Raw genomic sequence first — 21,387 nt, 5'->3', positions numbered from 1 at the left:
CCGGGGCCTGCCGTCGCACGGCCAAGCGGCGGCAGGCCCTTCGCTCAGGCCTTGGGCGCCTCGCCCGGGCCTTGCGCCACCAGCCGCTCGCGCAGCTTCTTCAGCCGCTCGCGCGGGTCTTCCTTGCTGACCTGTTCACTGAGCTTCATCTCGGCGATGAAGCGGCTGGGCACGGCCTGCACCGTCTCGCGGCCCTTCTTGCGGCGGCGCAGCGTGCTCACCACCAGCGTGCTGCGCGCGCGCGTGATGCCCACGTACATCAGCCGGCGCTCTTCTTCCAGGCGCTCGGGCGTCATCTCCTCGTCGCCGCTGCGGAAGGGCAGCAGCCCCTCGTTCACGCCCACCAGCACCACGTGCGGCCACTCCAGGCCCTTGCTGGCGTGCAGCGTGGACAGCGTCACCACGTCCTGGTCGCCCTCGCGCTCGGCCAGGCTGATGATGACGGCGATGGTCTGCGCCACCTGCAGCACGGTCTGGCGCTCGGTCTCGAAGGTGGCGCCGGCCTCCTGGCTGATCTGCCCGCCGCAGCGCTTGGCGATCCAGTCGACGAAGTCCAGCACGTTGCCCCAGCGCGCAGCGGCGAGCTTCTCGCTGTCTTCGCCGTCGAAGAGATGCTGCTCGTACTGGATGTCCTTCAGCCAGCCCATCAGCAGCGCCTTGGCTTCTTCGTAGCCCTGGGTGTGGCGGGCGCGGTGCTCCAGGTCGCTGACCTCACGGCCGAATTGCTGCAGCGCCTCGATGGCCTTACCCTTGAGCACGGTGTTCAGGCTGGGCGAGAACAGCGCCTCGAAGAGGCTGATCTTCCACTTCGACGCGAACTCGCCCAGGGCCGCCAGCGTGGTGTGGCCGATGCCGCGCTTGGGCGTGGTGGCCGCGCGCAGGAAGGCCGGGTCGTCGTCCTGGTTCACCAGCAGGCGCAACCAGGCGCAGAGGTCCTTGATCTCGGCGCGATCGAAGTAGCTCTGGCCGCCGCTGACCTTGTACGGGATTTGTGCCGCGCGCAACTTCTGCTCGAACACGCGCGCCTGGTGGTTGGCGCGGTAGAGGATGGCGAAGTCAGAGAACTTGTTGCGCCCGTCGTTGCCCCTGAGCGATTGGATGCGCGAGACCGCGCGCTCGGCCTCGTGCTCCTCGCTGTCGTTCTCCTGCAGCTTCACGGGCTCGCCGTCGCCGAACTCGCTCCACAGCTTCTTCTCGAAAAGCTTGGGGTTCTTCGCGATCACCGCATTCGCCGCGCGCAGGATGTGGCCCGTGCTGCGGTAGTTCTGCTCCAGCGGAATCACCTTGAGCTGCGGAAAGTCCTGCGGCAGCTTCTTCAGGTTCTCGATGGTGGCGCCGCGCCAGCCGTAGATGCTCTGGTCGTCGTCGCCCACGGCGGTGAACATCGCGCGCTCGCCCACCAGCGCCTTGAGCAGCTCGTACTGCACGGCGTTGGTGTCCTGGTACTCGTCCACCAGCACGTGGCGGAAGGTGGCCTGCCACTTGGCGCGCGCTTCAGCATCGCGCTGCAGCAGCGCAAGCGGCAGCGTGATGAGGTCGTCGAAGTCCACCGCCTGGAAAGCCGCCAGCCGCTCCTGGTACAGGCGCATCACGCGCGCGGCCACCTGCTCGTCGGGCGTGGTGGCAGCGGCTTCGGCGGTCTCGGCGTTCAGGCCCTGGTTCTTCCACAGGCTGATCGCCCACTGCCAGCGGCGCGCCAGGGCCGCGTCGGTGGTGCCGCCGGCCTCGCGCATCACGCCCAGCACGTCGTCGCTGTCGAGGATGCTGAAGTTGGCCTTCAGCCCGATGCGCGTGCCATCGGTGCGCAGCATGCGCACGCCCAGCGAGTGGAAGGTGCTCACCGCCAGCTCGCGCGCGGCCTTGCCGCCGATGAGCTGCTTGGCACGCTCGCGCATCTCGGCCGCGGCCTTGTTGGTGAAGGTGATGGCGGCGATCTGCTTCGCCTCCAGCCCGCTTTGCAGCAAGCGCGCGATCTTGTGCACGATCACGCGCGTCTTGCCCGAGCCCGCGCCGGCCAGCACCAGACAAGGCCCGTGCAGGTGGTGCACGGCCTCCATCTGGGCGTTGTTGAGCGAGGCGGGGGCCGGGGCGTTCATGAGGGGCGCGATGATAGCCAGCGCCCCCCGGCGCGGCGCTGACGCGGGCTGCGCTGCGCGCCTAGGCCATGAAGCCCAGGTTGCGTTTGCTCGCGTCGAAGTTGCTGAGGTTCGGGAAGATCTCCAGCAGCGTGCTGTCGCTCACCCCGAACCAGCGGCCCAGCGTGGCCCCGAGCTGGTCCACCGACACCTCGGGCAGCAGCGAGCCGTTGCCCAGCTGGTCGGTGCTGCTGTCGAAGTTGTTGTTGTTGCTGTTCTTCACGCCCAGCGTCGGCAGGCGGCCGTAGACATCACCGCCGCGCACCGCGCCGCCCATCACGAAGTGGTGGCTGCCCCAGCCGTGGTCGGTGCCGTCGCCGTTGCTGGTGAAGGTGCGGCCGAAATCGCTGGCAGTGAACAGCGTGACGTTGCTGCGCGCGTTCAGGGCGCCCAAGGCGCCGTCGAAGTAGCTCAGCGCCTGGCTCAGCCGTGCCATCAGGTCGGCGTGGTTGCGGTTCTGCAGGTCGTGGGTGTCGAAGCCGCCCAGGCTCACGAAGAAGACCTGCCGGCGCACGCCCGTCGCGCCGCTGATGCCCGCATCGATCATGCGCGCCACCACCTGCAGCTGCTGCGCCAGGCCGTTGGCCGTCTGCTGGCCGGTCAGCGGGTTCAGGTAGCGCAGCTTCGGGTCGTTGCCGGCGTTGTAGGCGCCCGTGGCCGGCGCGGTGCCAAAGGCCGGCTCGCTGGGCGCACGCAGCGCGGTCCGCAGCGTGGTCTCGGCGTCGATGCTGCGCTGGCCGATGCCGGCGAGGTCGCGCTCGAAGACGTGGGTGCCACGGCTGGTGGCCGCGATGCGCTGCAGCGCGGTGGCCACCTCGGCGCTGCCGTAGACACGGCCGTTGCTGTCGGCGCCCATGCGGATGGCGCCGTTGGTGCTGACCTGGTACTGCTGCACCGTCTGCCCCGCCAGCCACACCGCGTTGCCGCTGGCCGAGATGCTGGTGAACACCGTGCGCGAATTCATCGAGGCCAGCGCGTCGCCCATGCGCCCGCCCCAGCCGCGTGTGGCGCCTTCGGCGGCCAAGGCCTGCCAGGTGTTCTGCTGGTCGTTGTGCGAGAACAAGCTGGCCGGCTTGGGGTGCGTGCTCTGGCCGTACTGCGCCTTGGTGGTGGGCCGGATCAGCGGGCCCACGTTAGGCACGATGGCCAGGCGGCGGTCGGTGTCGAAGAGCTGCTGCACGCCGCCCATCAGCGGGTGCAGGGCCAGCGTGCGGCCGGTGTTCAGGCCGTTCGCATTCAACGGGTTCAGCGGCAGCACACCGCCCAGGCGCGCCGGTGAGCCCACCGCCGCGCCGGCGTTGGGCACCACCCCCGGCGCCAGCAGCGCGATGGAATCGGGCGCCTGGTTGCGCGTGGTGCTGTAGGCCTGCCAGCTGGCGGCATCGGTGGGCAGCACCATGTTGAAGCTGTCGTTGCCGCCGAAGAGGAAGAGGCAGACGATGGCCTTGTAATCGGGCGCGGTCTGCGCCGAGGCCGAGCCGGCGGCCAGCAGGCTGAGCGCGGTGGGGGCGCCGGCACCGGCCAGCAGGCCCATGGCGCTGGCGTGTTGCAGGAAGGCGCGGCGTTCGAGGCGGTGGTTGATCTTCATGGTGTCGGGTCCTCGGCGCTCAGCGCTGGATCTGGAACTCGGGCGCCGCCAGCACCAGCAGGATGGCGGCATTGACGCGGTTGCGGCGCGCGGTGTCGATGGCGGCCTGGTTGGTGCCGCCGGTGTTCAGCGCCGGGATGGCGATGGTGCCCACCGCTGTGGCGATCTCGGCCTTCAACGCCGTGCCGGCCTGGCCCCAGGTGAGCTTCTCGGCCACACGCTCCACCAGCGCGGTGGCGTCGTTGGCCAGCGCGATCTCGGCGGCGAAATCGGGGCGGATGTCGCGCCGGTTCAGCGCCACGCCGTTCACCGTGCCGTTGGTCTGGCCCACGCCGCTGGCCACGTTGTCGCGCATGAAGTTCACCCACGCGGCCACGCTGGTCTCGTGGGCGATCTGCAGCTCGGGCGCCACCAGGTTGGCGGCGGCCGCGGCCGTGCCCGGCGCCACGTAGCCGGGGCGGTAGAAGTTGAAGACCGAGGGCGAGCGCAGCGGCGTCTGGCCCAGCGAGGTGGCCGGGTTGTCGGTGTTGCCCACGCGCCAGAAGCCGGTGTCGCTGCTGTGCGGGAAGGCGCGCAGGTAGGCCGCGAGCTTCAGCACGGGCTCGCGCACCTTGCCCGAGGTGTCGTTCACGCGCCGTGCCTCGGGGTGCATCAGCACCGCCTTCACCACGGCCTTCATGTCGCCACGCACGCCGCTGCCGTTGTTGGCCCAGGCCTGCGACACGGCACGCACATAGGCCGGGCTCGGGTTGCTGGTGACCAGGCGCTGTATGAGCTGCCGGCCGATGAAGGGGCCGACGTTGGCGTGGTTGGCCAGCAGGTCCATGGCCACGCGCAGGCTGGCAGTGGGGTCGCCCAGCGACTGCGCCGGGATGGTGGTGCCCAGAAAGGTCTTCACCTCGGTGCTGTGGTACTGCTGGTAGCCCAGCATGGCCTTGAAGCTGCGATCGGGGTCGCTGTTGCCGTTGGCCGTGCCTTGCGAGAAGCAGCTGTTGTCGGGCCAGTCGGGGCAGGCCCAGCTCCAGCCGGTGAAGACCTTGGCCATGCCGCTGATGTCGGCCGGCGTGTAGGTGTCGATGGCGTTGCCGGCGTTCGTGCGCGCGCTGCCGTCTTCGTTGAGCTCCACCAGGCCGATGCTGAAGAGCTGCAGCACTTCACGCGCGTAGTTCTCGTCGGGCACGCGCCCGGTGCGCGGGTCGGCCTTCTGGTTGCGCAGGTGCGAGAGGTACACGCCCATCATCGGGTGGCGCGACACGGTCTCCAGCAGGCTGCGGTAGTTGCCCAGGCCTTCGCTGTTCAGCATGTCCAGCCAGGCGGCCACGGCACGCGGGTTCTCGCCCACCGTGCCGTCGACCATGCTGATCACGAAGATCTGCGACAGCGCGTAGGCCACGCGCTGGCGCAGCTGGTCGTCACCGGTGACGGCCTGTTTCCAGAAGCTTTCGAACACCTGGTCCTGGTTGGCCGTGGTGCCGGGCGTGGCGGCGCGGATGGCGGCGTCGCGCGTTTCCCAGTAGGTGCGGTGCACGGGGGCCGCCGGCAACGCCAGTTGCTCGTCGATCCAGGCGGCGTAGCCCACGCTCATCACGCGGTCGATGCTGGCCTCGGTGGCGCCGAAACTGGCCTGGGCCAGGAAGCGCGCCGCCTCCGCCCGGGTGGCGGGCTTCTCCACCACCGGCGCCGGCGGCGGCGCGGCCACGGGTGGCGCAGGTGCTGCGCTGTCGCCACCCCCGCCACCGCCGCCGCAGGCGGCCATCAAGCCCCCGAGGGCCAAGACGGCGAAGCGCCGCCGGATGTGTTGAGTCAGCATGTCGGTCGCCCACTGGGCACCGCGTGCCCTGTTACAGGCATTCTCGGCACGACAGCGGCCGGCCTGTGCCAATTTCTTGGCAAGCGGTACAGGCTTTACTTACAGAAGCGTTTGCGGGCGGCCGACCGTTCAGCCCTGCGACAGCCTGAACTGCGCCACCGCCTGGACGAGTTGATGCGCCTGGTCCTTCAGGCCGTCGGCCGCGACAGCGCTGTGCTGCACCAGCGAGGCGTTCTGCTGCGTGGTGCGGTCCATCTGGTTGACCGCGTTGCCCACCACCGAGATGCCCGCTGTCTGCTCCGCACTGGCCGCGCTAATCTCGGCCACGATGTCGCTGACGCGCTGGATGGCGCCCACGATCTCACCCATGGTCTGGCCCGCCTGGCCCACCAGCACGGACCCCTGCTCCACCTGCTCGACGCTGCGGTTGATGAGCGTCTTGATCTGGCGGGCGGCCTCGGCGCTGCGCTGGGCCAGGCTGCGAACCTCCGCCGCCACCACGGCAAAACCTCGGCCCTGCTCGCCGGCCCGCGCCGCCTCCACCGCCGCATTCAGCGCCAGGATGTTGGTCTGGAAGGCGATGCCGTCGATGACACCGATGATCTCGCCGATCTGGCGGCTGCTGTCGCTGATGCCCTGCATGGTGGCAACCACCTTGCCCACCACGTCACCACCTTGCGCGGCCACCGCCGTCGCGCTCTGCGCGAGTTGGTTGGCCTGCTGCGCGTTGTCGGCGTTGTTGCGCACGGTGCTGCCCAGCGTGTCCATGGTGGTGGCCGTCTGCTGCAGCGCACTGGCCTGCTGTTCGGTGCGGCCGCTGAGGTCCTGGTTGCCCTGGGCGATCTGCGCGCTCACCGTGGCCACGCTCTCCGCGTTGGCCCGCACGCTGCCCACCACGCTGGCCAGGCGCTGCTGCATCGCGCCCAGGGCGCTGAGCAGCGGGCTGATCTCGTCGCGGGCGCTGTCGATGACGGGGGTGACCAGGTCGCCGTCGCGCACCTGCTCGGCCACCAGCCGCGCCTGGCCCACACGGCGCCGCACCAGGTGCACCACGTGCACGCTGACCGTGACCAGCACCACCATCGCGGCCACCAGCAGGCCAATCACCAGCACCATGGTCTGGTTCACGTCCCGGCCGATGTCGCTGAGGTCGTGGTCGAGCCGTTCGGTCTGGTACTGCACGGTCTTGCTCAGTTGCTCCAGCAGCTGGTTGCGCGCCGGAATGGTCTGTGCCACCAGGAAGGCGAAGGCCTCGTCGCGCTGGCCGGCCTTGATGAGCTCGATGTTCTTGCCGCCCACCTCGAAGAAGTTCTTCACCACCGGCGGCACGGAGGAGAACCGCTCACGGCCGGCCGGGGTGAACAAGCCCTGCTCGTAAGCCGCCAGCACGCGCTGGATGTGCTGGCCGCGGGCGCCGGCCTCGTCCAGTGCTGCCGCCTGTTCCTCGGGGCTGCGCGCCAGCATGGCGTGGCGCAGTTGCAGGGACAGGCGCGTCACGTTGAGCTCCAGGTCGGCCATCAGCAGGAGCTGCGGCACGCGCCGGGCTTGCGTCGTCTGCGCCGCATCCCTGACCTGGCTGAGGCGTTCCAGTGCCACCAGGGCCACCGCCAGGAAAGTCAGGCCCAGCAGGGCGACCACACCGTAAAGACGCTGCGAGATGCTCAGGTTCGTACGGGATGTCATTTGAATTCTCCGGAATGCCTACGGCCGGCCTTGAAAACAGGGCCGCGCCCCAGGGTATCGGCCTGAACCCGTGCGGGTTGAGGTTGCAGATGACCCAGCAGCTCATTAATCAGCGATGCACCCAGCGCCAGCGGCGGTTTCCGACCCTGCGCGAGAACTGCCCATGAAAGCGCCTTCAGCTTCAGGCCCTTGTCGCCGAAAACCCTGCCTAGAGTCCGTTCACGGGCCGCAGCCAGCTGTCTTGACGCGGCGCCCCCCCACCACCTCCAAGACCGGGTCATGGAGATCAGGAGACCGTTCATGCAGAGCTTCCACAGCCTCAATCTCGCCACGCGTCTGGCCACCGTGTTCGGCACCATCATCGCCATCTTCGTGGCCGCGGTGGCGGTGGCCTTGTTCAACACCGCCCGCCTCGCGGATGCCGAGCACTGGAACACCCACACCCACAAGGTGCTGAAACTCGCGCAAGAGAACCTGACCGCCATGGTGAACATGGAAACCGGCGCCCGCGGCTTCCTGCTGGCCGGCACCGACAACTTCCTCGAGCCATGGAACGGGGGCCAGGCAGAGTTCGAGAAATCCTGGAACGAAGCCAAGCAGCTGACCTCGGACAACCCGGCGCAGCAGAAGCGGCTCGACGCCATGAAGACCCGGCGCGACGAGTTCGTGGCCGTGGGCCAGTCGCTGATCCAGGCGCGCCGGGCGGTGAAGCCGGCCGACGGCAGCATGGACGCCTTCATCACCGAGTTCGCCCAGGGCCGCGACAAGGCCGCGATGGACGGCTACCGCGCGCTGAACAAGGAGTTCTACGACGTCGAGGCGCAGTTGCTCGCGGTGCGTGCGAAGGACGCCGAGGACGCGCGCGACACCATGAAGCTCACGCTCCAGGGCGGCCTGCTGCTCGCCATCCTGGTCGCAGGCGGCCTGGGCCTGGCGCTGACCCGCTCGGTGCTCGGCCAACTGGGCGGCGAGCCCGCACAGGCGGCCGGCGTGGCCCAGGCCATCGCCCAGGGCGACCTGGCCACCGCGGTGCGGGTGAAGGGTGGCGACACCAGCAGCCTGATGGCGCAGCTGGCCGTGATGCAACGCGACCTGGCCCGCGTGGTGGGCAACGTGCGCCACAACGCCGAGAGCGTGGCCACCGCCAGCGCGCAGATCGCCCAGGGCAACCAGGACCTCAGCAGCCGCACCGAACAGCAGGCCAGTGCGCTGCAGCAGACCGCGGCCACGATGGAAGAGCTGGGCACCACCGTGCGCGGCAACGCCGACAGCGCGAAGCAGGCCAACCAGCTGGCGCAGGGCGCCTCGGCGGTGGCGGCACAGGGCGGTCAGGTCGTCGACAAGGTGGTCGTCACCATGCAGGGGATCAACGAGAGCTCACGCAAGATCGGCGACATCATCGGCACCATCGACGGCATCGCCTTCCAGACCAACATCCTGGCGCTGAACGCGGCGGTGGAAGCCGCGCGCGCCGGCGAGCAGGGCCGGGGCTTCGCCGTGGTGGCGGCCGAAGTGCGCAGCCTGGCGCAGCGCAGCGCCGAAGCGGCCAAGGAGATCAAGAGCCTGATCGGCCGCAGCGTCGAGCAGGTGGAGCAGGGCACGTCGCTGGTCGACGAGGCTGGCAAGACGATGAACGAGATCGTCAGCAGCATCCAGCGCGTGAGCGACATCGTGGCCGAGATCAGCGCCGCCAGTGTCGAGCAGAGCAGTGGCGTGTCTCAGGTCGGCGAAGCCGTCACCCAGATGGACCGCGCCACGCAGCAGAACGCCGCGCTGGTGGAAGAAAGCGCCGCAGCAGCGCAGAGCATGCAGCAGCAGGCCGAGCAGCTGGTGCGCGCCGTGGCCGTGTTCAAGCTCGCGCCGCAGGCGCACTGAGCTTGCGGCTGCGCGGCAAGGCCCTCCGGCCTTGCACGCGCGGGCTCAGCCCAGCGCCGGCGCCAGCGCGCGCCGCGCGTCGTGTTCGGCCAGCCCCTGGCGCTGCGCCCAATCGGCCAGCTGGTCTTCACCGATGCGGCCGACGTTGAAGTAGCTCGCCTCCGGGTGGGCCAGGTAGAAGCCGCTGACGCTGGCCGCCGGCGTCATGGCCAGGCTGTCGGTCAGGCCCATGCCGATGCTTTCGGCCTGCAGCACGCGGAACATGTCGCGCTTGACGGTGTGGTCGGGGCAGGCCGGGTAGCCCGGCGCCGGGCGGATGCCGCGGTATTGCTCGGCGATCAGCTGCTCGTTGCTCAGCGCCTCGTCGGCCGCGTAGCCCCACAGGTCGGTGCGCACGCGCTGGTGCAGGCGCTCGGCGAAGGCTTCGGCCAGGCGGTCGGCCAGGGCCTTGAACATGATGGCGCTGTAGTCGTCGTGGTCGTCGTTGAAGATCTTCTCGCGCTTGTCCACGCCCAGGCCGGCCGTCACGGCGAAGCAGCCGATGTAGTCGGCCTTCACGCCTTTGGGCGCGATGAAGTCGGCCAGGCTGCGGTTGGGCCGCTTCACACCGTCCACCACCGGGCGCTCGGTCTGCAGGCGCAGCGGGTTCCAGCGCAGCGCGACCTCGCTGCGGCTCTCGTCGGTGTAGATCTCGATGGTGTCGTCGCCCACCGTGTTGGCCGGCAGCAGCGCCACCACGCCGTTGGCCTGCAGCCAGCGGCCTTCGATCAGGCGCTGCAGCAGGCGCTTGCCGTCGCTGAAGACACGCTGCGCCTCGTGGCCCACGACCTCGTCGCGCAGGATCTCTGGGAACTTGCCGGCCAGGTCCCAGGTCTGGAAGAACGGTCCCCAGTCGATGGCCGTGGCCAGGTCGGCCAGGTCGTAGTTGCGCAGTTCGCGGCGGCCGATGAACTTGGGCACCGGCGGCGTGTAGGCCGCCCAGTCGATGGCGTGCTTGTTGGCGCGCGCAGCGGCCAGCGTCACCAGCGGCGTGGCCTTCTTCTGCGCGTGCAACTGGCGCACCTGCTCGTAATCGGCGCGCAATTCGTCGATGTACTTCGCCGCGCGCTCGTCGCTCAGCAGGTCGCTGCACACGCCCACGCTGCGGCTGGCATCGGGCACGTAGACCACCGGGCCTTCGTAGTTCGGCGCGATCTTCACCGCCGTGTGCACGCGGCTGCAGGTAGCGCCGCCGATCAAGAGCGGCGTGCCGCGGCTGCGGAAGTAGTCGTCGCGCTGCATCTCGGCCGCCACGTGCTGCATCTCTTCGAGGCTGGGGGTGATCAGGCCGCTCAGGCCGATGATGTCGGCGCCCTCTTCCTTGGCCTTCTTCAGGATGTCCTGGCAGGGCACCATCACGCCCATGTTCACGACCTCGAAGTTGTTGCACTGCAAGACCACCGTGACGATGTTCTTGCCGATGTCGTGCACGTCGCCCTTCACGGTGGCGATGACGATCTTGCCTTTCGGCTTGGCCTCGCCGCCGCCGGCGATCAGCAGCTTCTTTTCCTCTTCGATGTAGGGCAGCAGGTGGGCCACGGCCTGCTTCATCACACGCGCGCTCTTCACCACCTGCGGCAGGAACATCTTGCCCTGGCCGAAGAGGTCGCCCACCACGTTCATGCCGGCCATCAGCGGGCCTTCGATCACGTGCAGCGGCCGGCCGCCGGTGGCTTCGATGGCGCGCCAGGCTTCCTCGGTGTCTTCGACGATGAACTCGGTGATGCCGTGCACCAGCGCATGCGAGAGGCGCTCGTTCACGCCCGCGGCGCGCCAGGCCAGGCGCGCGCTGTCGTCCTTGGCCGCGCCCTTGGCGCTTTCGGCCACTTCGATGAGGCGTTCGCCGGCATCTTTCCGGCGGTTGAGCACCACGTCTTCCACGCGCTCGCGCAGCGTGGCCTCCAGGTCGTCGTACACGCCCACCATGCCGGCGTTGACGATGCCCATGTCCAGCCCGGCGCGGATGGCGTGGTACAGGAAGACGGTGTGGATGGCCTCGCGCACCGGGTCGTTGCCGCGGAAGCTGAAGCTCACGTTGCTGACGCCGCCGCTCACCTTCGCGCCGGGCAGGTTCTGCTTGATCCAGCGCGTGGCCTCGATGAAGTCGACCGCGTAGTTGTCGTGCTCTTCGATGCCGGTGGCGATGGCGAAGATGTTGGGGTCGAAGATGATGTCTTCGGCCGGGAAACCCACCTCGTCCACCAGCACGCGGTAGGCGCGTTCGCAGATCTCGATCTTGCGCTGGTAGGTGTCGGCCTGGCCCTTCTCGTCGAAGGCCATCACCACGGCGGCGGCGCCGTAGCGGCGCACCAGCGTGGCCTGGCGCTTGAACTCGGCTTCGCCTTCCTTCAGCGAGATGCTGTTGACGATGCCCTTGCCCTGGATGCACTTCAGGCCGGCCTCGATGACGCTCCACTTCGAGCTGTCGATCATGATGGGCACGCGCGCGATCTCGGGCTCGCCCGCGATCAGCTTGAGAAAGCGCTCCATGGCGGCGGCGCTGTCGAGCATGGCCTCGTCCATGTTGACGTCGATGACCTGGGCGCCGTTCTCCACCTGCTGGCGCGCGACGCTCAGCGCGTCTTCGAAGCGCCCTTCGAGGATCATGCGGGCGAAGGCCCTGCTGCCCGTGACGTTGGTGCGCTCGCCGATGTTGACGAAGAGGCTGCCCGTGCCGATGGCAACGGGCTCCAGGCCCGACAGGCGCATGGGGGGCGGTAGGCGATGCATGGCGGCACTCCGGCAGAACGTTTCAGGAGTGAGCGCCGTTGCCACCGGCTGCAGGCCATCTGCCGCGGGCCGGACCCCGAGCCTGGCAGCCCACGCCGGGCTCTGGGCCACGGGCGGCTGTCGCAACGCTCCTCGGGAAGCGCCTGATTTTAGGCGCGGCCGGCCGCGCCGGCCGGGGCCGGTTCAGCGGCTGTGTGAAGTCAGGCGCGAGAGCGGGCCCGAGGTGCTGATGCCCGGCCCGGCGCGGCGCGCGGTGGGCAGCACGGCATTGGCCGGCGCTTCGTCCAGCCCCACGGCGGCCACGTCGGGCAGGGCCGAAACGCTCTCGGCGCCGCGGCGCATGGCCAGGCCCACGGCCAGGATGTCGATCACCAGCAGGTGCAGGATGCGGCTGACCATGGGCACGTGCGTGGCCACGTCTTCCACGTGGTCGACGATCAGCGCGACATCGGCCTTGCGGGCCAGCGGGCTCTGGCTGGCGGTGATGGCCACCACCGGGGCACCGCGCGCATGCGCCGTCTCGCAAACGGCCAGCAGGTCGTCCACGCGGCCGCTGCTGCTGATGATCACCACCACGTCCGAAGGCCGCAGCACCTTGGCCGAGAGCAGCTGCAGTCGCGGGTCGGTCACGCTCGCGCTCGGCACGCCGAAGCGCAGGAACTTGAACTGCGCGTCGTCGGCCACCACGCCGTAGTGGCCCACGGCGTAGAACTCGATGCGCTCGGCCGCGGCCAGCAGGTCGATGGCGCGCACCAGGGTGTCGCGGTTGAGCTGCTCGCGCACCTGCAGGATGGCGCTGGCCGTGTTGCCCAGCACCTTCACGCCGAGCTCCAGCACCGAGTCGGAACCCGTGACCTGCGTGTGCGTCAGCGGCACCGTGGCCGAGAGGCCCGAGGCCAGGCGCAGCTTGAAGTCACTCAAGCCCTCGCAGCCCAGGCTGCGGCAGAAGCGGATCACGGTGGGCTGGCTCACCTGCGCCGCCTTGGCGATCTCGGCGATGGGGTCGTTCAGCGCCGAGCGCGGGTGCGCCAGCACGTGGTCGGCCACGCGCTTCTCGGCCGGCGAGAGGCCTTCGCGCGCGCGCTGGATCTGCCCCAGGATGGCCGAGCCATGTTCGGCATGCAGCGTGCGCAGCTGTGCGGCCAGGATGGCGGCCACGCCGTCGAAGGTGGCGTGCTCGGCCGTCACCACGAAGGTGGGGATGACCTTCACGTAGTCGCTGAAACGGCCCTTGTCCTCGAAGCGCGCGCGGAAGGGGCTGGCGTCGAAGTACTCGCCCAGCCGCGGCACGATGCCGCCGCCGATGTAGACGCCGCCCAGGGCGCCCAGCGTCACCGCCAGGTTGCCGGCCGCCGTGCCCAGGATGCTGCAGAAGGCCTGCAGCGTCTCTTCGCACAGCGGGTCGGCGTGGTCGAGCGCGCGGCGCGTGATCTCCGGGGCCGACAGGCCCTCGGGCACGAGCCCGGCGCGCTCGCTGAGCGCGCGGTGGATCAGCTCCAGCCCCGGGCCCGAGAGCAGGCGCTCGAAGGACAGGTGCGAATACAGCGTCATGCCGTAGCGCAGGATGGCGATTTCTCGCTCGTCGCGCGGCGCGAAGTTGGTGTGGCCGCCTTCGGTGCCCAGCGCCACGTAGCCGTCGCTCAGGGGAATGAGGCCGCTGACACCCAGGCCGCTGCCGGCGCCGATGACGCCGATGACGCTGTTCTCGCGCGCCTGCCCGCCGCCCACCTGGCGCCGCTGGCTGGGTGCCAGTCGCGGCAGCGCCATGGCCAGCGCGGTGAAGTCGTTGACCACCACCAGCGTGGACAGCCCCAGCCGCTGGCGCATCTGCTCGATGCTGAACTGCCAGTGGTAGTTGGTCATCCGCACTTCATCGCCTTCCACCGGGTTGGCGATGGCGATGGCGGCGTGCTCCACGGTGGGCGCCAGGCCCTCGGGCAGCCGGCCCAGGTAAGCGGTGACGGCGGCGTGGAAATCGGCGTGCTCAGCGCACAGCAGCGAGGCGGTGTGCTCGAAGCGTGATGGCGCCACCTGCAAAGTGAAGCGGGCGTAGGTGCCGCCGATGTCGGCAAGCAGGCGCGGGCTGTGCGAGGGCGTCATGGCGGGCGATTGTGGCGGAGCGGGCACGGCATCTGCATGCGGGTAAGGCCGAGACGACAGCACTGTAGCTTCACTACAGCAACACGGGCCCTGGCCGGGGACCGTTCAACAGGGAAACCGGTGGCCGCCTCGGGCAAAGCCGCTTGTTCACATCATGTAGTTTTGCTACCGTGCACAGGTTTGGGGCTGGCACCTGCCGCGGCAAGTTCCAGCTTTCGACGTTCACCACCCGCCATGTCAGACCCAGAAGCCCTCACCCGCCCCGCTGCCGCGGCCGGCCCTGCAGCAGCAGGCACGGCCGCAGCCGGCCTGCCCCGCCCCTGGCTGGTGGCCGACATCGGCGGCACCAACGCGCGCTTCGGCTGGCTGGCCGAGGGCGCCGACCACATCAGCCATGTCGCCACCCTGCCGGCAGCCGGCCACGCCGGGCCGGCCGATGCCGCCGCCGACTACCTGGCCCGCGTGGCGCGCAGCCTGGGCGGCGTCTACCGGCCGCCCCGCGCCGCCGCCTTCGCCGTGGCCACGGCCGTGGGCACCGACCGCATCGCCTTCACCAACAGCGGCTGGGCCTTCTCCTGCCGCGAGGCGCAGGCGGCGCTGGGGCTGGAAGCACTGCTGGTGCTCAACGATTTCGAGGCCTTGGCGCTCTCGCTGCCCCGGCTGCAGGCCAGCCAGGTGCAGCCCTGGCCCGGCGCACCCGAGCGGGCGGCACTGCCTGGCCGCGCCACACTGGCGGTCATCGGCCCGGGCACCGGTCTCGGCGTCGCCGGCTTGGTGCCCGCACCCGGCGGTGGCTGGGTGGCCGTGCCGGGCGAAGGCGGCCACGCCAGCCTGTCGGCGGCCGACGACTTCGACGCCGCGCTGCTCGCCGCCGTGCGGCGCGAGCATGCGCACGTGTCGGCCGAGCGCCTGCTCTCGGGCATCGGCCTGCCGGTGCTGCACAGCGCGGTGGCCACAGTGCTCGGCCAGCCGGCCGAAACGCTGGCGGCCGAACTGATCGTCGAACGAGGCCTGAACGGCAGCTGCGCGGTGTGCAGCCGCACGCTGGACAGTTTCTGCGCGCTGCTGGGCAGCTTTGCAGGCAATGTCGCGCTGGTGATGGGCGCGCGGGGCGGCGTCTACATCGGCGGCGGCATCGTGCCGCGCCTGGGCGAGCGCTTTTTCCAGAGCCATTTCCGCCAGCGCTTCGAGGCCAAGGGCCGCTTCCAGGCCTACCTGCAGGCCGTGCCGACCCTGCTGATCACCGACACCCTGGCCGCGCTGAACGGTGGGGTGCAGGCACTCGCTCAGCACAAACCCTGAGCCCTTGCAGAGCGCACGGAAATTTTTGCCCGGCCTTGTCAACCCTTCGCTTGACGATGCGTTGTGATCACAGCCTGAGCTGCGGTGCACCGCGATCGGGCTCTCGGCGCCCCGGAATGGTTCGGGTTGACGAGGTTTTCGAAAACCTGACTTTCCTCTGAGAGAGAGACATCATGATCAAGTTCATCAGCGCTCTGGCCCTGGCCGCTTTCGCTATCGGCGCCCAAGCCGCTGCCCACGCTGGCAAGGCTGACGCCGCCAAGCCGGCCGCCAGCGCCGCCAAGAAGGCCGACGCCAAGAAGGACGACGCCAAGCCGGCCCCCAAGAAGGAAGAAGCCAAGAAGTAATCTTCTGGTTTCCATGTGACAAGGGCGGGAGCGCAAGCTCCCGCCCTTGTTGCTTTCCGGGCCTGTGGCTCAGGGCAGCGTCAGCACGCCGCTCTCGTCCATCACGCGCGGACCGTCCTCGCGGCCACCGCCCATGGCGTAGGCGCGGGGCTCGGGGCCCAGGGCACGGTAGCCGCCGTCGTAGTCCCAGGTCGTGACGTAGATGCGCGCGCCGCGCAGCGAAGGCAGCCGGCCCAGCGCCGCCGCCGGCAGCGTGAAGCTCACGGTGTTGCTGGCGCGGTCCACGGCCAGCGTGGCGCTGGGCGTCACCGGCGTGCCTTCGTTCGTGGCGCTGGCGCCCTCGGCCCCATGCAACGCGTTCGACCACCCGCCCGCCCGCAGCCGCAGGTGCCAGCGCATGCCGCCAGGCAGGCTGGCGTTCTGCAGCGGCATCACCGTGGCGCCGCCGGGCACGCCAGGCAGTTCGATGTAGACGGTGAAGTTGACGTGGTCGAAGCCGTTGGGCGGGCTCCAGGGCGTGGTGATGCGGTGCAGGCCCAGGTGCAGGCGCAGCGCGCCGCCGGCGGTCTCCACGCGCACGCGGCGCAGGTCCATCTGACGGTTCTCGCCCCAGCCGGGGTCGGTGGGGTAGGTGTAGGCCGCGCCGGGCGGGCCGGTGTCGTCGCCGGCCGGGTCGGGCTGGTCGAGCACGGTCTGCCACATGCGCTCTACGCGGAAGCTGCGCGGCGCTGAGACGGCTTGGCCCTCCGCCCAGGCCACCACGCTGTGCTCGGTGGCAGGGTCGACCATGGCTGCGGTGTCCACGCGCGCCTGCCAGCGGCCGCTGGCGTCGGGCTGCACCTCGAGGGCACGCGCCAGGTCGCCATCCACCACCAGCTGCAGGCGGGGCACGGCCGGGCTCACGGTGCCGCTGACCTCGAAGTCACCCCGCTGCACGGCGCCCCCGGCCAGCGCCAGCTGCACGCGCGTTGCCACGACGGCCGGCGCCGCACGGCGCGCGGTGGCGCGCCACACCTGCCCGCTGCGCGGCGGCAGACGCAGCGTGAGCAGGCCCCCAGCCCCCACCACGGCATCGGCAGGCCGGCCTTCCAGCCCGTGCAGGCCTTCCAGCACGGTGCCAGCGGGCAGGCCGGTGGCCAATGCCGGCAGCAGCGTGTCGCTCTCGGCGGTGTTGAAGACGACGAAGACCGGCTGGCGCTCGGCCGGCTTGCGGCGCTGCGCCTCCGGACCGCGCCAGTCCATGCGCCACGCCAGCGCGCCCGGCGTGGCCGCGTTGCCGTGCAGCACGGTGGGCCAGCCGCGCGAGAGCACGCGGTGCGTGCGGCGCAGCTGCGTCATCTCGGCGATGGCGCGGTACAGCGGTGCTTCGGTGTCGTAGCGGTCGCGCCCGCCCGAGCCCCAACCGGCCGCGAACATCGAAGCCCGCGGCTCGGTGAAGCCCTGCTCGGTGCCGTAATACAGCACCGGCACGCCAGGCAAGGTCATCATGGCCAGCAGCGCCTGCTTCAGGCCGGCCACGCTGCCGCCAGCCAGAAAGCGGTCGACGTCGTGGTTGTCGATGAAGCTCACCATGCGGTGCGGGTCGCTGTGCACCTTCAGCATGCGCGTGATGCGGTCGCCCAGTTCGGCCGGCGGCCGGCCCCGCGCGAAGGCATCACCCAGGGCGCCGTAGAGCGGGAAGTTCAGCATGCCCGGCAGGCGGGGTTCGCCGCGCGGGCCGCGCACGTAGCTCTCGATCTTGCGCGCCTGCGCATCCTGCCCCGGGCGGTCGATGCCGAAGCCCTCGCCGAAGACGAAGAAGTCGCGCCGGCCCGTGCGCCGCGCCACCTCGGCCAGGCCGGGCGCGAGCGGGTCGCGGGCGCGCATGAAATCGGTGAAGTACTCGGGCGCGACGTAGAAGGCGGTGTCGACGCGGAAGGCATCCACGCCCACCTCGCGCACCCAGTGGCCGTAGCTCTCGCGCAGCGCGCGGCGCACCACGGGGTTGTCCGTGGCCAGGTCGTCCAGGCCGCCCATCTGGAAGCGGCGCTCCTGCTCGGGGTCGGTGTAGTCGGTGATGTCCGGCGTCCAGTGGTAGATGCCGGCGGCACGGTGCGCAGGGTCGCGCGGGTCGTTCTGGTCGAAGGGGGGCTGGCTCGGCCGCGGCACCGGGCGCGTGTGGGTGTTCGGCGTGTAGCCAAGGGCGGGATCGCTGCGCTGCCAGCCGCTGTAGCCGAAGAAGTTGCCGGTGTGGTTCACCACGATGTCCTGCACCAGCACCATGCCCTGGCTGTGCAGCGCGTGCGAGAGGGCCTTGTAGTCGTCCAGCGTGCCGAGGTGGGGGTCGAGCCGCTTGAAGTTCTCGGCCCAGTAGCCGTGGTAGCTGGTGTAGTGGCCGGCCGGATCGAGCCACTGGTTGGCTACGGGCGGCGTGATCCACACGCCCGTGGCGCCCAGGCCCCGGATGTAGGCCAGGCGCTGCTGCAACCCGCGCAGGTCACCGCCCTGGTAGCGCGTGCGGTCGCCGGGCTTGTACTCGCCAGCGCCCTGGTCGTTGTTGGCCGGGTCACCATCGGCGAAGCGGTCGGTCATCACGAAATAGAGGACCTGGTCGCGCCAGTCGGGAGAAGGCGCGTGCAGTTGCAGCGGGGCACCGGCGGCCCAGGCCGAGGCTGCAGCCATCGCTGCAACACCGGCCCAGGTCCGTCTGACAAGCCGGCAAACGCGCAGGGTGTTGCTTTTTTGCAATGTAGTTTCGCTACAAACACACGCCGCAGAGTCCGCCATCAGCCCCGTTGCGGTGCGTTCTGATCAGTGTACCCAGGGCACACACCGCCTGTACAGGCCAGAAATTCGCCACAACTCCGGCCTGGGAACGCACCGATCTAGGGTTTCCGCAGGGTGCCGCGAAATCTAGTTTTGGTACAAAGTTCCGGTCGCCAATCCTTTCCCATGCCCGATCAGCGCCGCCAGCAGCGGCAGGCGCCGGCGGAAGTTGTCGTGATCCCGTGAGTCTCAGGAGACAAGCCATGAAGAGTTCCTACCCCCGCAGCAGCGCCCAGCGCGCCTTGCTGCAGGCCACCCCGGTGGCCGCTGCCGTGGCCGCCATGCTGATGGCCAGCGGCGTGGCGCAAGCCCAGACGGCACCCGCCGCCGGCGCCAGCGCAGCCCCCCAGGTGATCACGGTGACCGGCATCCGCCGCGGCATCGAGAGCGCCATCAACACGAAGAAGAACGCCGACGCCATCGTCGAGAGCATCTCCGCTGAAGACATCGGCAAGCTGCCCGACAGCAGCATCGCCGAGAGCATTGCGCGCCTGCCCGGCTTGACGGCCCAGCGCGTGAACGGCCGCGCCACCGAGATCAACATCCGCGGCCTGTCGGGCGACTTCGCCAACACGCTGCTGAACGGCCGCGAGCAGGTCTCCACCGGCAACAACCGCAGCGTCGAGTTCGACCAGTACCCGAGCGAACTGCTCTCGGGCGTGAGCATCTACAAGACGCCCACCTCCGACCTGCTGGGCCAGGGCCTGTCGGGCACCATCGACCTGCAGACCGTGCGCCCGCTGAATTTCGGCCAGCGCGTCATCGGCGTGAACGTGCGCGGTGAGAAGAACGGTGGCGGCACGCCCTTCGAAGGCGACGGCACGCGCTTCAACTTCACCTACATCGACCAGTTCGCCGACCGCACCCTGGGCGTGGCCTTCGGTGTGGCGCGCCTGAGCCAGAAGGTGGGCAAGTCGCGCAGCGAAACCTACGACACCAACAACACCGGCAACTTCGCCAACGTCAACGGCGGCCAGAACTTCACCTTCAACCAGGGCTTCAAGTACTTCGTCGACGACACCGACGAGACGCGCACCGGCGCCATGGCCGTGCTGGAGTACAAGCCCAACAAGGACTTCACCAGCGTCGTCGACCTGTTCTATTCGAAGTTCGAGAAGGACGTCATCAGGCGCGGCCTGGAGATCCAGGTCAACGACAGCTGGAAGGGTGGCAGCCTGGCCTTCCAGTCGCCCACGCTGACCAACGCCACGGTCACCAACGGCCGCCTCGTCAGCGGCACCTGGGGCAACGTGAACCCGCTCTCGCGCACCATCTGGGAACCGCGTGAAGACGAACTCAAGTCCTTCGGCTGGAACAACAAGCTGAAGTTCGCGGGCGGCTGGACCGGCATGGCCGACCTGAGCTTCTCGTCGGCCGAAAGCCGCGAGCAGATCATCGAGATGGAAGCCGGCGTCTTCGACACGGTGAACAACCGTCCGCTGCCCGGCACCGTGACGGTGAGCAACTACAACAGCATCACCGGCCTGCAGTACGACCACGGCAACCCTGCCATCGTGCGCCTGACCGACCCCGAGAGCTGGGGCCAGAACGGCTACGACAAGATCATCACCACCAAGGACGAGCTGAAGGCCATCAAGCTGGTCGGTCAGAAGGACCTGGAAGGCTTCTTCTCCCGCGTGAGCTTCGGTCTGAACCTCACCCAGCGTGACAAGACCAAGGGCTCGGCCGAGAACTTCCTGCGCCTGCCCGCGCGCAGTGCCACCAACACCAACCCTGGCACGCCGCTGCCGGCCGGTGCGGGTTCGCTCGCTCTGCCGGGCCTGGGCTTCAACACGGTGAGCTTCGACCCGGGTGCGGCCTACCCCTCGCTGTACCGCCTGGACCGCAACATCAACGGCGACATCCTGCGCAAGGGCTGGGAAGTCAACGAGGACATCAAGACCGTCTTCGTGAAGGCCGACATCGACACCGAACTCTTCGGCCTGCCGGTGCGCGGCAACGTGGGCACGCAGATCGTCAAGAGCGACCAGAGCTCGACGGCGCCGGTGGTGGACAACACCAACCAGGGCACCTTCACGCTGCGCACGGCCGGCAAGAGCTACACCGACTTCCTGCCCACGCTGAACGTGACGATGGAACTCGCCAGCGACCAGTTCCTGCGCCTGGGCGTGGGCCGGCAGATGGCCCGCCCCCGCATGGACCAGCTCAGCGCCTTCACGCGTTCTGAAGTGAACGACCAGCTGAAGTGGACCGGCAGCGGCGGCAACCCAAACCTCGACCCCTACCGCGCCACCGCGCTGGACGTGTCGTACGAGAAGTACTTCGGCACCAAGGGCTACATCTCGGCCGCCGCGTTCTACAAGGACCTGAAGAGCTACATCTTCGACTTCAAGAACACGCAGTTCAACTTCAGCGGCTTCCCCAACCTCTCGGGCCGCGTGCCGACCTCGAACATCGGCGAGTTCACCGCGCCGGTCAACGGCAAGGGCGGCACCATCAAGGGTCTGGAACTGGCCGTCGACGTGCCGCTGAACCTGCTGTTCAAGCCGCTGGATGGTTTCGGCATCCAGGCCAGCTACAGCGACACCAAGAGCGCCATCAAGCCTTTCGGTGACGCCGACGTGCGGCCGCTGCCGGGCCTGTCGCGCAAGGTGCAGACGCTGACGGCGTACTACGAGAACAGCGGCTTCTCCATCCGCGTGGCCAACCGCAAGCGTTCGAGCTTCATCGCCGAGATCGAAGGCTTCGGTGCCGACCGCGAGTACAAGTACGCACGCCCCGAGACCATCACCGACCTGCAGCTCAGCTACGAGATCCAGAGCGGCATCGCCAAGGGCCTGAACTTCCTGTTGCAGGTGAACAACCTCAACAACGAGCCCTATGTCGAGTACGACGGTGGCACCGGCCGCGACACCAAGAAGGACGAGTACGGCCGCACCATGCTCTTCGGCGTGAGCTACAAGTTCTGACGTAGCCACGTGCAAAGCCCCTGCCGATCCCGGCAGGGGCTTT

The 21,387-nt window shown here is 69.3% G+C and carries 12 protein-coding genes and 1 riboswitch; of the genes, 4 read left to right on the top strand and 8 right to left on the bottom strand.

Translation table 11 applies throughout. From position 1 onward, the window contains the following. Nucleotides 1–44: 44 nt before the first annotated feature. The 5 genes from EOE66_RS03895 to EOE66_RS03875 form a co-directional block, all read right to left on the bottom strand. Complete coding sequence (locus EOE66_RS03895) at nt 45–2,096, bottom strand: ATP-dependent helicase (protein ID WP_245478883.1); 2,052 nt, start codon at nt 2,094–2,096, stop codon at nt 45–47. 61 nt (nt 2,097–2,157) lie between these two features. Beyond that, nucleotides 2,158–3,723: a DUF1501 domain-containing protein gene (locus EOE66_RS03890; protein ID WP_205702616.1), complete on the bottom strand. Its 1,566-nt coding sequence runs from the start codon at nt 3,721–3,723 to the stop codon at nt 2,158–2,160. Nucleotides 3,724–3,742: 19 nt separating this feature from the next. Then, a complete protein-coding gene (locus EOE66_RS03885; protein WP_128227338.1) occupies nt 3,743–5,533 on the bottom strand; it encodes a DUF1800 domain-containing protein in 1,791 nt (596 codons plus the stop codon). 129 nt (nt 5,534–5,662) lie between these two features. Then, the gene (locus EOE66_RS03880; protein WP_128227337.1) at nt 5,663–7,216 is read right to left on the bottom strand and encodes a methyl-accepting chemotaxis protein; all 1,554 of its coding nucleotides are present in this window, start codon (nt 7,214–7,216) and stop codon (nt 5,663–5,665) included. Continuing rightward, nucleotides 7,213–7,518: a hypothetical protein gene (locus EOE66_RS03875; RefSeq protein WP_128227336.1), complete on the bottom strand. Its 306-nt coding sequence runs from the start codon at nt 7,516–7,518 to the stop codon at nt 7,213–7,215. Before EOE66_RS03875 ends, EOE66_RS03880 begins: the two co-directional genes overlap by 4 nt. Here EOE66_RS03875 and EOE66_RS22340 point away from each other — a divergent pair. Beyond that, nucleotides 7,517–9,091, top strand: a complete 1,575-nt coding sequence (locus EOE66_RS22340) for a methyl-accepting chemotaxis protein (RefSeq protein ID WP_128227335.1) — start codon at nt 7,517–7,519, stop codon at nt 9,089–9,091. The two genes, EOE66_RS03875 and EOE66_RS22340, sit on opposite strands and share 2 nt — an antisense overlap. Before the next feature lie 45 nt (nt 9,092–9,136). Here EOE66_RS22340 and metH read toward each other — a convergent pair whose 3' ends face one another. Both metH and EOE66_RS03860 read right to left on the bottom strand, forming a co-directional pair. Beyond that, a complete protein-coding gene (gene metH / locus EOE66_RS03865) occupies nt 9,137–11,860 on the bottom strand; it encodes a methionine synthase (RefSeq protein WP_128227334.1) in 2,724 nt (907 codons plus the stop codon). A 23-nt stretch (nt 11,861–11,883) separates the two neighbouring features. Beyond that, a riboswitch (S-adenosyl-L-homocysteine riboswitch) is annotated at nt 11,884–12,000 on the bottom strand. A 43-nt stretch (nt 12,001–12,043) separates the two neighbouring features. Continuing rightward, a complete protein-coding gene (locus EOE66_RS03860) occupies nt 12,044–13,960 on the bottom strand; it encodes a glucokinase (RefSeq protein ID WP_128227333.1) in 1,917 nt (638 codons plus the stop codon). A 234-nt stretch (nt 13,961–14,194) separates the two neighbouring features. On the opposite strand from EOE66_RS03860, the gene glk reads away from it, so the two are divergent. Together glk and EOE66_RS21720 are read left to right on the top strand one after the other, a co-directional pair. After that, entirely contained in the window at nt 14,195–15,262 is a 1,068-nt protein-coding gene (gene glk, locus EOE66_RS03855) for a glucokinase (protein ID WP_128227332.1), read from the top strand. Nucleotides 15,263–15,435: 173 nt separating this feature from the next. Further along, nucleotides 15,436–15,609 (top strand): hypothetical protein, encoded by a 174-nt coding sequence (locus EOE66_RS21720; protein ID WP_164884989.1) that lies wholly within the window; start codon nt 15,436–15,438, stop codon nt 15,607–15,609. A gap of 69 nt (nt 15,610–15,678) precedes the next feature. Here EOE66_RS21720 and EOE66_RS03850 read toward each other — a convergent pair whose 3' ends face one another. Beyond that, on the bottom strand, nt 15,679–18,270 hold the full coding sequence (locus EOE66_RS03850) for an alpha-amylase family glycosyl hydrolase (RefSeq protein WP_164884988.1): 2,592 nt from the start codon (nt 18,268–18,270) through the stop codon (nt 15,679–15,681). A gap of 347 nt (nt 18,271–18,617) precedes the next feature. Here EOE66_RS03850 and EOE66_RS03845 point away from each other — a divergent pair, with 347 nt between their 5' ends. Continuing rightward, nucleotides 18,618–21,344 carry a TonB-dependent receptor gene (locus EOE66_RS03845; RefSeq protein WP_128227330.1) on the top strand — a complete coding sequence of 909 codons (2,727 nt, stop codon included), beginning with the start codon at nt 18,618–18,620 and terminating at the stop codon, nt 21,342–21,344. The last annotated feature ends 43 nt before the right edge of the window (nt 21,345–21,387 follow it).

Source organism: Rubrivivax rivuli, from assembly GCF_004016505.1.
Classification (GTDB): Bacteria; Pseudomonadota; Gammaproteobacteria; order Burkholderiales; family Burkholderiaceae_C; genus Rubrivivax; species Rubrivivax rivuli.
Note: the sequence above shows the minus strand (reverse complement) of the source record. Positions and strands in the feature narration are given on the sequence as shown.

What these genes read in the sequence shown, in the direction of transcription:
- EOE66_RS03875 (WP_128227336.1), bottom strand. Translation starts at nt 7,518, where the DNA reads ATGAACGGTCTCCTGATCTCCATGACCCGGTCTTGGAGGTGGTGGGGG.
- EOE66_RS03860 (WP_128227333.1), bottom strand. Translation starts at nt 13,960, where the DNA reads ATGACGCCCTCGCACAGCCCGCGCCTGCTTGCCGACATCGGCGGCACC.
- EOE66_RS03885 (WP_128227338.1), bottom strand. Translation starts at nt 5,533, where the DNA reads ATGCTGACTCAACACATCCGGCGGCGCTTCGCCGTCTTGGCCCTCGGG.
- metH (WP_128227334.1), bottom strand. Translation starts at nt 11,860, where the DNA reads ATGCATCGCCTACCGCCCCCCATGCGCCTGTCGGGCCTGGAGCCCGTT.
- EOE66_RS21720 (WP_164884989.1), top strand. Translation starts at nt 15,436, where the DNA reads ATGATCAAGTTCATCAGCGCTCTGGCCCTGGCCGCTTTCGCTATCGGC.
- EOE66_RS03895 (WP_245478883.1), bottom strand. Translation starts at nt 2,096, where the DNA reads ATGAACGCCCCGGCCCCCGCCTCGCTCAACAACGCCCAGATGGAGGCC.
- EOE66_RS03890 (WP_205702616.1), bottom strand. Translation starts at nt 3,723, where the DNA reads ATGAAGATCAACCACCGCCTCGAACGCCGCGCCTTCCTGCAACACGCC.
- EOE66_RS03850 (WP_164884988.1), bottom strand. Translation starts at nt 18,270, where the DNA reads ATGGCTGCAGCCTCGGCCTGGGCCGCCGGTGCCCCGCTGCAACTGCAC.
- EOE66_RS22340 (WP_128227335.1), top strand. Translation starts at nt 7,517, where the DNA reads ATGCAGAGCTTCCACAGCCTCAATCTCGCCACGCGTCTGGCCACCGTG.
- EOE66_RS03880 (WP_128227337.1), bottom strand. Translation starts at nt 7,216, where the DNA reads ATGACATCCCGTACGAACCTGAGCATCTCGCAGCGTCTTTACGGTGTG.
- glk (WP_128227332.1), top strand. Translation starts at nt 14,195, where the DNA reads ATGTCAGACCCAGAAGCCCTCACCCGCCCCGCTGCCGCGGCCGGCCCT.
- EOE66_RS03845 (WP_128227330.1), top strand. Translation starts at nt 18,618, where the DNA reads ATGAAGAGTTCCTACCCCCGCAGCAGCGCCCAGCGCGCCTTGCTGCAG.